This is a genomic window from Micromonospora craterilacus, from assembly GCF_003236315.1.
Taxonomy (GTDB): domain Bacteria; phylum Actinomycetota; class Actinomycetes; order Mycobacteriales; family Micromonosporaceae; genus Micromonospora; species Micromonospora craterilacus.
In genome coordinates, this window is the sequence record NZ_POTY01000059.1 from 18,152 (window position 1) to 30,041 (window position 11,890).

At 73.0% G+C, this 11,890-nt stretch carries 11 protein-coding genes; 2 read left to right on the forward strand and 9 right to left on the reverse strand.

Features of this window, described 5'->3' with window-relative positions; translation table 11 throughout:
* Positions 1-21: 21 nt before the first annotated feature.
* Together C1I95_RS12000 and C1I95_RS12005 are read right to left on the reverse strand one after the other, a co-directional pair.
* Complete coding sequence (locus tag C1I95_RS12000; protein WP_438941303.1) at positions 22-678, reverse strand: DUF2752 domain-containing protein; 657 nt, start codon at positions 676-678, stop codon at positions 22-24.
* A 5-nt stretch (positions 679-683) separates the two neighbouring features.
* A complete protein-coding gene (locus C1I95_RS12005) occupies positions 684-1,913 on the reverse strand; it encodes a winged helix-turn-helix domain-containing protein (RefSeq protein WP_111213881.1) in 1,230 nt (409 codons plus the stop codon).
* An 80-nt stretch (positions 1,914-1,993) separates the two neighbouring features.
* Here C1I95_RS12005 and C1I95_RS12010 point away from each other — a divergent pair, with 80 nt between their 5' ends.
* Complete coding sequence (locus tag C1I95_RS12010) at positions 1,994-2,545, forward strand: GNAT family N-acetyltransferase (RefSeq protein WP_111213882.1); 552 nt, start codon at positions 1,994-1,996, stop codon at positions 2,543-2,545.
* Here the strand turns inward: C1I95_RS12010 and C1I95_RS12015 are convergent.
* On the reverse strand, positions 2,474-3,730 hold the full coding sequence (locus C1I95_RS12015; protein ID WP_111213883.1) for a glycosyltransferase family 87 protein: 1,257 nt from the start codon (positions 3,728-3,730) through the stop codon (positions 2,474-2,476). The two genes, C1I95_RS12010 and C1I95_RS12015, sit on opposite strands and share 72 nt — an antisense overlap.
* A gap of 35 nt (positions 3,731-3,765) precedes the next feature.
* On the opposite strand from C1I95_RS12015, the gene C1I95_RS12020 reads away from it, so the two are divergent.
* The gene (locus tag C1I95_RS12020) at positions 3,766-4,347 is read left to right on the forward strand and encodes a GNAT family N-acetyltransferase (protein ID WP_111213884.1); all 582 of its coding nucleotides are present in this window, start codon (positions 3,766-3,768) and stop codon (positions 4,345-4,347) included.
* A 42-nt stretch (positions 4,348-4,389) separates the two neighbouring features.
* On the opposite strand, the gene dapB is transcribed toward C1I95_RS12020, so the two are convergent.
* From dapB to truB, 6 genes are all read right to left on the reverse strand, one after another.
* The gene (dapB, locus tag C1I95_RS12025; RefSeq protein ID WP_111213885.1) at positions 4,390-5,163 is read right to left on the reverse strand and encodes a 4-hydroxy-tetrahydrodipicolinate reductase; all 774 of its coding nucleotides are present in this window, start codon (positions 5,161-5,163) and stop codon (positions 4,390-4,392) included.
* 91 nt (positions 5,164-5,254) lie between these two features.
* Entirely contained in the window at positions 5,255-6,622 is a 1,368-nt protein-coding gene (locus tag C1I95_RS12030; RefSeq protein WP_111213886.1) for a M16 family metallopeptidase, read from the reverse strand.
* Between the two features lie 144 nt (positions 6,623-6,766).
* The gene (locus C1I95_RS12035; RefSeq protein WP_111213893.1) at positions 6,767-9,133 is read right to left on the reverse strand and encodes a polyribonucleotide nucleotidyltransferase; all 2,367 of its coding nucleotides are present in this window, start codon (positions 9,131-9,133) and stop codon (positions 6,767-6,769) included.
* Positions 9,134-9,354: 221 nt separating this feature from the next.
* Entirely contained in the window at positions 9,355-9,624 is a 270-nt protein-coding gene (gene rpsO, locus C1I95_RS12040) for a 30S ribosomal protein S15 (RefSeq protein ID WP_111213887.1), read from the reverse strand.
* Positions 9,625-9,799: 175 nt separating this feature from the next.
* The gene (locus tag C1I95_RS12045; protein WP_111213888.1) at positions 9,800-10,729 is read right to left on the reverse strand and encodes a bifunctional riboflavin kinase/FAD synthetase; all 930 of its coding nucleotides are present in this window, start codon (positions 10,727-10,729) and stop codon (positions 9,800-9,802) included.
* Between the two features lie 52 nt (positions 10,730-10,781).
* On the reverse strand, positions 10,782-11,666 hold the full coding sequence (truB, locus tag C1I95_RS12050) for a tRNA pseudouridine(55) synthase TruB (RefSeq protein WP_111213889.1): 885 nt from the start codon (positions 11,664-11,666) through the stop codon (positions 10,782-10,784).
* Positions 11,667-11,890: the final 224 nt, after the last annotated feature.

Below are 11,890 nucleotides of genomic sequence, written 5' to 3' on the forward strand. Positions count from 1 at the left end.
AGGTGCGGACGCGCGGAAGGGCTAGACGTACAGGCTGGTGAACGGGGCCCAGGGCAGGTTGCGGACCACCGAGAAGGCCAGCCAGGCGGCCAGGAACCCGCCGATCACCTTCGGGCTGACCCGCAGCTCGGGCAGTCGCCAGCCGAACGCCTGCTTGCCGGCCCAGGCGACGAAGAAGTACGCCAGGAAGGGCAGCGCGAAGACGAACAGGAAGTGGTGCCGGGCCGCGGCAGGCAGGTCGGCGTGCAGCACGTACCAGAGGGCCCGGGTGCCGCCGCAGCCTGGGCAGTCCAGCCCGGTGGTCAGCTTGAGCAGGCAGGTCGGCAGGGCGTCCGGCGCCGAGCGGGTCGGATCGCTGAGCAACGTGTAACCGATGCCGGCGGCGACGCAGCCAAGCGCGGCCAGCGGCACCACCCAGCGCGGCGTGCGGTCGGAGAGCCGGACCACGAGCCGGGTGAGCCGGTCGGGCTCGGCCACCGGGTAGGCACCCGGGTAACCCGCCGGCCAGCCGCCCGGCAGCGCCCCGTCGGGCTGCGTGGCGACCGGCTGCGCCCCGTCGGGCTGCGGCCCGGTGGGTGGCGCCGAGGCGTCCGGCGTGACCGTCGCCGGGCCGGTGGGCGTAACCGGCTCTCCAGCGGGCGGGTGCGGCTGGGCGGCCGATCGGTCAACGCTCGTCACGACGCTCACCGTACACCGGCCACGCCCACCAGGGCGGCGGCCAGCGGAGCCGCGAGGTCACCGGCGGCCGGTGGCGCCACGGCGTCCAGGCCGAGCCAGCCGGCCAGCCGGTACAGCTCGGCGGCGAGCGCCACCGCAGTCTCCCCCGGGTCGGCGCCCGGCTCGACCCAGGCGGCCGGCACCAACAGCACCCCGGCCTTGCGGTCGGCCTTCAGGTCGACCCGGGCGGTGAACCGCTCACCCTGGCGGAACGGCAGCACGTAGTAGCCATATACCCGCTGCGGCGCCGGGACGTAGATCTCGATCCGGTAGCTGAAGTCGAAGAGTCGCTCGGTGCGGCCGCGTTCCCAGACCAGCGGGTCGAACGGGCTGACCAGCGTGTTGCCGCGTACCCAGCGGGGCAGCCGGGCCTGCGCGTGCAACCAGGCGGGCTGCCGCCAGCCCTGCACCGCGACCGGCCGCAGCTCCCCCGCCTCGACCAGCTCGGCGATGGCCTGCCGGGCCCCGGCCACCGGCAGCCGGAAGTAGTCGCGCAGCTCGACCTCCGCGGCCACCCCGAGCGACCGCGCGGCGATGCTCACCAGCGCGCGGTACGCCTCGGCGTCGGTCGGTGTGGGCACGTCGAGCACCTCGGACGGCAGCACCCGCTCGGGCAGGTCGTAGCGGCGGGCGAACGAGGTGGTGCGCTCTGCCGCGCACACCTCGCCGGCCCAGAACAGGTATTCCAGGGCCTGCTTCACCGCCGACCAGTTCCAGCCCCAGTTGCCGGTCTGCCGGGGCGCGTCGTGCTCGATCTCGGCGACGGTGAGCGGACCCTTGGCGGCCACCTCGTCGCGTACCCAGGCGACCAGCGCGGGCTGCTCCTGCGCGATGCGGCGCATCCCGCCCCAGGAGTCGGCGTGCGCCCGCGCCATCCGCCAGCGCAGCGCCGAATGCAGGCCGACCGGCACCAGCGACGCCTCGTGGCCCCAGTATTCGAACAGCTCACGGGGGCGGCGGTAGGCGGCGGAGTCGAGCAACGTGGTCGGGTAGGGCCCGATCCGGCTGTAGAGCGGCAGGTAGTGCGCCCGTTGCAGCACGTTGACCGAATCCATCTGGATCAGCCCGACCCGGTCGAGCACCCGCCGCAGGTGGCGGCGGGTGGGCGCGCCGGTGGGCGCCGGGTCGGCGAAGCCCTGGGCGGCCAGCGCGATCCGCCGGGCCTGGGCGAGCGAGAGCGATTCCGGTGCGACCATCGCAGGGCAGGCTACGCCAGCCGTACGACAATCGGTGCGGACGCTGGACCTGCCGCCGGTGGCCGCCTAGAACTACAGGCATGCCCACCATCCGCCGTGAGGAGCCCGCCGACGCCGAGGCGATCGCCCAGGTGCACGTACGCGGCTGGCAGGCCGGGTACGCCGGGATCATGCCGGACGAGGTGCTGGACCGGCTCAACCCGGTCGCCTGGGCGCAGCGCCGCCGCAACCTCGGCACCGCCGACCCGGACCACCCGTTCACCACGTTGCTCGCCGAGATCGACGGCCAGCTCGCCGGGTTCACCACCTTCGGCCCGTACCGCAACAACCAGGACCGCGGCGACCTCGACCCGGCGTACGGCGAGGTGCTGGCGATGTACGTGACGCCCGACCACTGGGGCGACGGCACCGCCACGGCCCTGCTGGCGGCGGCTCGCGCCGGCCTGATCGAGCGAGGCTGGACGGAGTACCGGCTCTGGGTGCTCGCGGACAACCAGCGGGCGCGCCGGTTCTACCAGCGGGCCGGGCTGGCACCGGACGGTGAACGGTCGACCTACCCGCTACCGATGTCCGGCGGGCGTCCGCCGCTCGGGCTGGTCGAGCTGCGCTACACCGGCCGGCTCGACGGGTGAACCCGCCGACCCCACCGGCGGGGCAGGCGGGCGCACCGGCAGGAAGGCCAGCAGCGCCAGGCTGATCCAGACGTAGGTGTTGCTGAACAGGAAGCCGTCGACACCGCCGAAGTCCCACTCCCACGCCCAGACGATCCGGCTGGTCAGGAAGCCGTACCCGATGGTCGTGGCGACCAGCAGGACGCTGCGCCGGCGGCTGCGCGGCGGCGCGGCCATGCCGTGGTCCACCAGCAGCAGCAACCCCGGCAGCAGCCAGACCAGGTGGTGCACCCAGGTGACCGGGCTGACCAGGCACATCACCGCGCCGGTCAGCGCCAGGCCAGCGGCCTCGTCGCCGGCGGACGCGGCGGCGCGGGACCGCCACGCCCACAGCGCCACGGTCGCCGCGACCAGCACCAGCCAGGCCAGCGTGCTGGGGTCCTGCGGGTCGAGCCGGGCCACCACGCCCCGCAGCGACTGGTTGGAGATGAAGGCCAGTTCACCGACCCGGCCGGTGTTCCACAGCGCGGTGGTCCAGAACTCCCGGGAGGCGTCCGGGAACAGCGCGGCGGCGAGCACGGTCGCCCCGGTCGCGACACCGGTCGCGGTGACCGCTGCCCGCCAGCGCCGGGTCACCAGCAGGTAGACGATGAAGATGCCCGGGGTGAGCTTGATCGCGGTAGCCAGGCCGATGCCGATCCCGGCCCACCGGCTGCCGCCCGGCAGTAGCCGGAGCAGGTCCACCGCGACCAGGAACAGCAGCAGCGTATTGACCTGGCCGAAGTTGATGGTCTCGCGCATCGGCTCGAAGGCGGCGGCGAGGCAGAACGCCACCGCGAAGGCGAACCAGCGGGTCCAGCCGGCCCGCCGCGACACCGAGTCCAGCAGCCACCAGATCAACACCGCGCTGGTCACCACGCCGGCGGCCACGCTGGCCACGACCGCCGCGTGCCAGGACAGGTACGCCATCGGCAGCATCACCAGGGCGGCGAACGGTGGGTAGGTGAAGCCGTACTGGGTGGCGGGCCGGAGGTAGTCGTAGAGTTCCCCGCCGTCGTGCGCCCACCAGACCAGCGCGCCCCGGTAGACCTGAAGGTCGAAGAAGCCGTGCCGGGCGGCCGCCACGGACAGGAACGCGGCCACCGCGACGGCGAGCACGATCACGGCGCCGACCTGTCCGACGGTCCGCCTGGCACCCTGCGCCAACGTCGCCTCCCTCGCCCTGCGTAGGCTGTCGTCCCATGGCTCTCGGGTACGTCCGCCCGGCGCGTCCGGAGGACGCCGGCGAGATCGCACGCATTCAGCTCGCGACCTGGCGGGTCGCCTACCGGCGGCTGCTGCCCAGACACGTGCTGGACAACCTCGACGAGGCGTGGCTCGCCCGGCGCTGGGAAACCGCGGTACGCCAGCCGCCCGGCGACACCCATCGGGTGCTGGTCGCGGTCGAGCAGGCCGAGCAATCGTATCTGGTGGGGTTCGCCGCCTCCGGTCCGGTCGATGCCGAGGCGCTGGCCCCCAACGAGCCGGCCGAGGCCCTCGGCCCGGACGTGGTCGCGGTGACGGACCTGCTGGTGGAGCCGCGCTGGGGCCGGCGCGGGCACGGCAGCCGGCTGCTCGCCGCCAGCGTCGACCTGTGGCGGGAGTCCGCCTTCACCCGAGCGGTGGCCTGGGTGTTCGACGGCGACCAGGCGTGCCGGAAGTTCCTCACCGCCGCCGGTTGGGAGCCCGACGGGGCCGGGCGCGCGCTGGACGTGGACGACATGCTGGTGCCCCAGCTGCGGCTGCACGTCGCGGTCCCCACCGAGCCGACCGAAGCCGGCTGACCGCGGCCCCGGCCGGCCCGGGCCGGCCGGGGCCGGGCGGGCTCAGTCGAGCAGGGCGTCCAGGCCGAGGGTCAGGCCGGGGCGGTTGCGGACCGCGCGGACCGCGAGCAGCACCCCGGGCATGAACGAGACCCGGTCGTACGAGTCGTGCCGGATGGTCAGCGTCTCGCCGGTGGTGCCGAACAACACCTCCTGATGGGCGACCAGCCCGGTGGCCCGGACCGCGTGCACGCGTACCCCGTCGATGTCGGCGCCGCGGGCACCGGCTACCTCGTCCTTGGTGGCGTCCGGCGCCGGGCCCAGCCCGGCCTCGGCGCGGGCCGCCGCGATCAGGCGGGCGGTGTGGGCGGCGGTGCCGCTGGGTGCGTCGAGCTTGCGCGGGTGGTGCTGCTCGATGATCTCGACCGACTCGAAGTGCCGGGCCGCGCGGGCGGCGAACTGCATCATCAGCACCGCGCCGATGCCGAAGTTCGGGGCGATCACCACGCCCACCCCCGGCTTGCGGTCCAGCCAGCCACGGACCCGCTCCAGCCGCTGCTCGGTGAAGCCGGTGGTGCCGACCACCGCGCTGATGCCCTGGTCGATGCACCAGTGCAGGTTGTCCATGACGACGTCCGGGGTGGTGAAGTCGACCATGACCTCCGCCCCGGCGTCCGAGGCGTTGAACAACCAGTCGCCCTGGTCGACCATTGCCACCAACTCCATGTCGGTGGCCGCGTCGACGGCCTTGCACACCTCGACACCCATCCGGCCACGGGCGCCCAGCACGCCGACCCGGATCTGCTCGGCCGCGCCCTTCTCCTGCTCGTCAGTCACGCGGCACAACCTATCCCAATCGGGACGCCGGCCACGCTGGGGTACGCCGCACGCACCCGTACCGGCCGGCCAGGCCCGAACGGTACGGAGATCAGCCGGTGAAGTCGGACTCGCCGAACGGGCCCACCACGGCCAGCGACATCGGCCGGCTCAGCAGGTCGGCGGCGAGGGAGTTGACGTCGTCCAGGGTGACCGCGTCGACCCGGTCGAGCAGCTCGTTGACCGGCATCAGGTCGCCGTAGAGCAGCTCGCCCTTGGCCAGCCGGCTCATCCGCGAGCCGGTGTCCTCCAGACCGAGCACGAACGAGCCCTTGCTCATCCCCTTGCCCCGGGCCAGTTCGGCCTCGGTGATGCCGTCCGCGGCGGTCCGCGCCAGCTCGGCCCGGGTCAGCTCCAGCACCTCGTCGACCCGGCTCGGGGCGCAGCCGGCGTAGACACCGAACAGGCCGCTGTCGGCGTACTGGCTGGCGTAGGAGTAGACCGAGTAGGCCAGGCCCCGGCGCTCACGGATCTCCTGGAACAGCCGGCTCGACATGCCGCCGCCGAGCACGTTGTTCAGCACGCCGAAGGCGAAGCGGCGCTCGTCGAGCCGGTCGAGCCCCGGGCAGCCGAGCACGACGTGCGCCTGCTCGGTCTCCTTCGCCTCGACGAGGGTGGTGGCGGCCTTGGTGCGTACCGCCGGGGTGGCCGGCCGGTACGGCGCAGGCGCCGCGGCGTCGGTCTCCAGCGGGGTGCCCAGCAGCGCCTGACGGACCAGCCGGACCACGGCGGAGTGTTCGAGGTTACCGGCGGCGGCGACCACGATCTGCGGCGCGACGTAGCGACGCCGGTAGAAGCTCTGGATCTGGCGCCGGGTCATCGGGGTGACCGTGTCCGCGGTGCCGGAGATCAGCCGGCCGAGCGGGTGGTCACCGTATATGGCCCGGGCGAACAGGTCGTGCACCTCGTCGCCCGGCTCGTCGTCGTGCATGGCGATCTCTTCGAGGATCACGCCCCGCTCGGTCTCCACGTCGGCCGCCTCCAGCACCGAGTCGGCGACCAGGTCGCACATCACGTCGATGGCCAGCGGCAGATCCTCGTCCAGCACCCGGGCGTAGTAGCAGGTGTACTCCTTCGTGGTGAAGGCGTTGGTCTCCCCGCCGACCGCCTCGATCGACGAGGAGATCTCCAGCGCCCCCCGCTTGTGGGTGCCCTTGAACAGCAGGTGCTCCAGGAAGTGGGCGGCGCCGGCCTGCGGCCCGGTCTCGTCCCGCGAGCCGACCGCCACCCAGATGCCGAACGACACGCTGCGCATCGTCGGGATGGCCTCGGTGAGTACCCGCAGCCCGTTGGGCAGCACGGTGCGGCGCACCGTACCGCCCAACGGGTCGTCGCTCAGCGTCCTGGTCACCGCCCGGGTCGACCCGCCGGCGGACCGGACGGTCCCGGTGGCGTGCCGGACCGCACCGGGCGGCGACACCCCCGGTCGATCCGCCGGGAAGGACGAACGCCGGGTCCGACTCACGAGAACCTGCTTCCAGTTCGACGAGGGGTGGGGTTACGAACCGGCCGGGCGACACGTGTCGCCCGGCCGGGTTGGTGGATCAGTACGGCTGATCAGGGATCAGCTGTGCCGGGTGCGGCGCCGCGGACGCGAGTCGCCGCCGTCCTCGCCGCCCTCGCCACGGTCGGGGCCGCGACCGCCGCGGTCGCCCCCACGGTCGCGGTCGCCCCGGTCGCGCGGGCCACGGTCACCGCGGTCGCGGCCGGCCGGACGCTCTTCGCCGGCCTCACCCTCGGCGGGCGCCTCGGCACCCTCGGGACGGACCTTGTCCAGGTAGATCTTGCCGCGCTGGTCGATGTCCGCGATCTCGACCTCGACCTTGTCGCCGACGTTGAGGAAGTCCTCGACCTTCTCGACCCGCTTGCCGTCGCCCACCTTGGAGATGTGCAGCAGGCCGTCGCGGCCCGGCAGCAGCGAGACGAACGCGCCGAACGGCGCGGTCTTGACCACGGTGCCCAGGAAGCGGTCGCCGACCTTGGGCAGGGTCGGGTTGGCGATCGCGTTGATCCGCTCGACCGCGGCCTGCGCCGACGGGCCGTTGGTGGCGCCGACGTAGATCGTGCCGTCGTCCTCGATGGAGATCTCGGCGCCGGTCTCGTCCTGGATGGCGTTGATGGTCTGGCCCTTCGGGCCGATCACCATGCCGATCTTGTCGACCGGGATCTTCACGGTGGTGACCCGCGGCGCGTAGTCGGACATCTCGGCCGGCGCCTCGATGGCCCGCTGCATCACGTCGAGGATGGTCTGCCGGGCCTCGTGGGCCTGCTGGAGCGCGGCGGCCAGCACGTCGGACGGGATGCCGTCGAGCTTGGTGTCGAGCTGCAGCGCGGTGACGAAGTCACGGGTGCCGGCGACCTTGAAGTCCATGTCGCCGAACGCGTCCTCGGCACCGAGGATGTCGGTCAGCGTCACGTACTGGGTCTTGCCGTCGACCTCGTCGGAGATGAGGCCCATGGCGATGCCGGCCACCGGCGCCTTCAGCGGCACACCGGCGCTGAGCAGGCCCAGCGTCGAGGCGCAGACCGAACCCATCGAGGTGGAGCCGTTGGAGCCGAGCGCCTCGGAGACCTGCCGGATGGCGTACGGGAACTCCTCGCGCGAGGGCAGCACCGGGATCAGCGCCCGCTCCGCGAGGGCACCGTGGCCGATCTCGCGGCGCTTCGGCGAGCCGACCCGGCCGGTCTCACCGGTCGAGTACGGCGGGAAGTTGTAGTTGTGCATGTAGCGCTTGGACTTCTCCGGGGAGAGGGTGTCCAGCGCCTGCTCCATGCGCAGCATGTTGAGCGTGGTGACGCCGAGGATCTGGGTCTCGCCGCGCTCGAACAGCGCCGAGCCGTGCACCCGGGGCAGCACGCCGACCTCGGCGGTCAGCGGGCGGATGTCGCGCGGGCCACGGCCGTCGATGCGGACCTGCTCGCGGAGCACCCGGCTGCGCACCTCGGACTTGGTCAGCGACCGGAAGGCGGCGGACAGCTCCTTCTCCCGGCCCTCGAAGCGCGGGCCGAGCTCCTCCAGCACGCGGGCCTTGACCGCGTCCAGGGCCTCCTCGCGGACCGCCTTGCCGGCGATCTGCAGGGCCTCGGCGACGTCGGCGCGGGCCAGCTCGGCGACCGCGTCGTAGACGTCGTCCTGGTAGTCCAGGAAGACCGGGAACTCGGCGACCGGCTTGGCGGCCACCTCGGCCAGCTCGCTCTGCGCCCGGCACAGCTCACGGATGGCCGGCTTGGCGGCCTCCAGGCCGCTGGCCACGACCTCCTCGGTCGGCGCGGTGGCGCCGGCGGCAACCAGGGCGACGGTGTGGTCGGTGGCCTCGGCCTCGACCATCATGATCGCGACGTCGCCGTCGGGCAGGGCCCGGCCGGCCACGACCATGTCGAAGGTGGCCCGAGCCAGCTCCTCGTAGGTCGGGAAGGCGACCCACTGGCCGTCGACGTGGGCCATCCGGGTGGCCCCGATCGGGCCGGAGAACGGCAGGCCGGAGAGCTTGGTCGACATCGAGGCGGCGTTGATCGCCACCACGTCGTACGGGTGCTGCGGGTCGAGCGCGAGGATGGTCTCGACGACCTGGACCTCGTTGCGCAGACCCTTGACGAACGACGGGCGCAGCGGCCGGTCGATCAGGCGACAGGTGAGGATCGCGTCCTCACTGGGCCGGCCCTCACGGCGGAAGAACGAGCCGGGGATGCGACCCGCGGCGTACATCCGCTCCTCGACGTCGACGGTCAGCGGGAAGAAGTCGAACTGCTCCTTCGGCTGCTTGCCGGCGGTGGTGGCGGAGAGGACGACCGTCTCGCCCAACTGGGCGGTGACGGAGCCGGCGGCCTGCCGGGCCAGCCGACCGGTGGAGAAGGTGATCTCACGGGTGCCGAACGACCCGTTGTCGATCACGGCGGTACGGGATTCGGTGCCGAGTTTGGTCTCGGTCATGGTGCTGACGTGCTCCTTCGCATCGGGGGCCACGACGCGGGAGCTGTACGGACGGCCGGTCTTCGATCGAAGCGCCCGGGACCGCCGGCGCGATGCCGGGTTTTCCGGAGGCCACTACCGGAGACCGGTACGCCGACGGCTCCCTGTCTGGGTGGTCGCGGCCCGTGTCTCGGGTGGTACGCCGACGGGGGAGCGGCCCGCTGGGCCACTCCCCCGTCACGTCACCGGCGCAGACCGAGTCGCTCGATGAGCGACCGGTAGCGGTTGATGTCCTTCTTCTGGACGTAGTTGAGCAGCCGACGGCGACGGCCGACCAGCAGCAGCAGCCCGCGGCGGCTGTGGTGGTCGTGCTTGTGCACCTTCAGGTGCTCGGTGAGCTCGGCGATCCGCTTGGTGAGGACCGCGACCTGCACCTCGGGCGAACCGGTGTCGCCCTCGACGGTCGCGTACTCCTCGCGGATCTTGGCCTTGGCCTGCTGATCGAGCGCCATGTTCTCCCTGTTTCAGTGGGTTGATTCGATGCTGGTCCGTCGGGCCGGGCTCAGGCACCGGTGACGGACGGTCCTCGCACCCGCGGCGTCGAGCAGGCATGCGAGGCCCCACGTCGGTCAGCCGACGTCTCCCCCACGGTACACCACCCCGTCCGAATCCTTCGGACAAGGCCCGTCAGGCCAGCGCCCGGCGGGTCTGCGCCACGTCCTCGGTGATCTGGGCCACCAGCGGCTCGATCGAGTCGAACCGGACCTGCCCGCGCAGGTGCGCCACGAAGTCCAGGGCGAGCCGCTCGCCGTACAGATCGCCGTCGAAGTCGAGGACGTACGCCTCGACCCGGCGCTCCCGGCCGGAGAAGGTCGGGTTGGTGCCGATCGACACGGCCGCCGCGAGCGGCTTCCGCTGCCCCCGGCGGACCATCCAGGCGGCGTAGATGCCGTCGGCGGGGACCGCTGCGTACCGGTGGCAGAGCAGGTTCGCCGTCGGGAAGCCCAGCTCACGGCCGCGCTGGTCGCCCCGGACGACCACGCCCTCCAGCCGGTGCGGGCGGCCCAGCGCGGCGGCCGCCGCGCGTACGTCACCGGCGTCGACGCAGGAGCGGATGTACGTCGAGGAGAAGACCGTGCCGGCCTCGGCCACCAGCGGGGCACCCTCCACGGCGAAGCCGAAGGTGCGGCCGAGCCGCTCCAGTAGCGCCACGTCCCCGGCCGCCCGGTGGCCGAACCGGAAGTTGTCCCCCACCACCACCAGCGCGGCGTGCAGGTGCTCGACCAGCACGTCGTGCACGAACGCCTCGGCCGGCAGCCGGGAGAACTCGGGGGTGAACGGCACCACGCAGAGCACGTCCACCCCGAGCGCCTCGATCAACTCCGCCTTGCGGGCCGGCTCGGTGAGCACCGCGGGATGGGAGCCGGGCCGGACCACCTCGGCCGGGTGCGGGTCGAAGGTGACCACCACCGACTGCACGCCCAGCTCGCGGGCGCGGGCCACGGCGTGCCCGATCGTCGCCTGGTGCCCCTTGTGCATGCCGTCGAAGACACCGATGGTGACGACGGACCGTCCCCAGCCACCGGGCGCCGCGTCGTATCCCCGCCACCGCTGCATGCTGCTCCTCCGCTGTGTTCCCGCTCTCCTGCCGGCGGTCGGCCGTCCGGCGTCAGGCCGGGGCCAGCACGATCTCCGCGCGGGCCCGGCCGGCCCGCTCGCTGACGATAGCGATCAGTTCGCCGGCCGGATCGAAGACCGCGTACGGCCCGGCGAGGCCGACCGGGTCGAGCGGCCCGCCGTGGGACAGCACCTTCGCCTCGTCCGCGGTGGCGTCGCGGCGCGCGAAGAACCGGCCGGCCGCGGCCGCGAGCGGCAGGTCGACCACCTCGGGCGCGCGCCGCTCCAACTCGTCGAGGGTGGCCGCCTCGGCCAGGGTGAAGCCGCCCACGGCGGTACGCCGCAGCGCGGTCAGGTGCCCACCGACCCGCAGCGCCAGGCCCGCGTCGCGGGCGATCGCCCGGATGTACGTGCCGGTGGAGCAGGCCACGTCGACGTCGACGTCCACCACGTCGGGCTGGTCGCGCCGGATCGCCAGCACGTCCAGCCGGGACACGGTGACCCGCCGGGCCGGCAGCTCGACGCTCTCCCCTTCGCGCACCCGCTTGTAGGCCCGCTGTCCGTCGATCTTGATGGCGCTCACCGCGCTGGGCACCTGGTCGATCTCGCCGGTCAGCGCGGTCAGCGCGGCCCGGATCGCCTCGTCGGTGAGCGTGCCGGCGGGCGTGGCGGCGATGACGTCGCCCTCCGCGTCGTCGGTGACGGTGGCCTGGCCGAGCCGGATCGTGGCGGTGTAGCTCTTGTCGGCGCCGATCACGTACGTCAGCAGCCGGGTGGCCCGACCCACGCCGATCACCAGCACCCCGGTGGCCATCGGGTCGAGCGTGCCGCCGTGGCCGACCCGGCGGGTCCGGGCGAGCCGGCGAATCCGCGCCACGACGTCGTGCGACGTCATGCCGCCGGACTTGTCCACCACGATCAGGCCGTCTGTGCTCACGACGTGCAAGCCTGCCAGACCTGTCCCGGCGACCGCGCGGCCGGGCACCGGACGCCGGGCGCGAAAACGGATGTACGGGCGCGGTGGCGCCCTGCCACGATGAGCCAATCGGCGTCGGTGGACGCCCATGCTCGCGAACCACGGGGAGAACGAGATGACGACCGACGGCCCACCCGCGCGTACGCGACGGCCTACGGAGCCGAACCTGTCTCTTATACACCTCT

What these genes read in the sequence shown, in the direction of transcription:
- C1I95_RS12005 (WP_111213881.1), bottom strand. Translation starts at nt 1,913, where the DNA reads ATGGTCGCACCGGAATCGCTCTCGCTCGCCCAGGCCCGGCGGATCGCG.
- C1I95_RS12010 (WP_111213882.1), top strand. Translation starts at nt 1,994, where the DNA reads ATGCCCACCATCCGCCGTGAGGAGCCCGCCGACGCCGAGGCGATCGCC.
- C1I95_RS12020 (WP_111213884.1), top strand. Translation starts at nt 3,766, where the DNA reads ATGGCTCTCGGGTACGTCCGCCCGGCGCGTCCGGAGGACGCCGGCGAG.
- C1I95_RS12035 (WP_111213893.1), bottom strand. Translation starts at nt 9,133, where the DNA reads ATGACCGAGACCAAACTCGGCACCGAATCCCGTACCGCCGTGATCGAC.
- rpsO (WP_111213887.1), bottom strand. Translation starts at nt 9,624, where the DNA reads ATGGCGCTCGATCAGCAGGCCAAGGCCAAGATCCGCGAGGAGTACGCG.
- C1I95_RS12045 (WP_111213888.1), bottom strand. Translation starts at nt 10,729, where the DNA reads ATGCAGCGGTGGCGGGGATACGACGCGGCGCCCGGTGGCTGGGGACGG.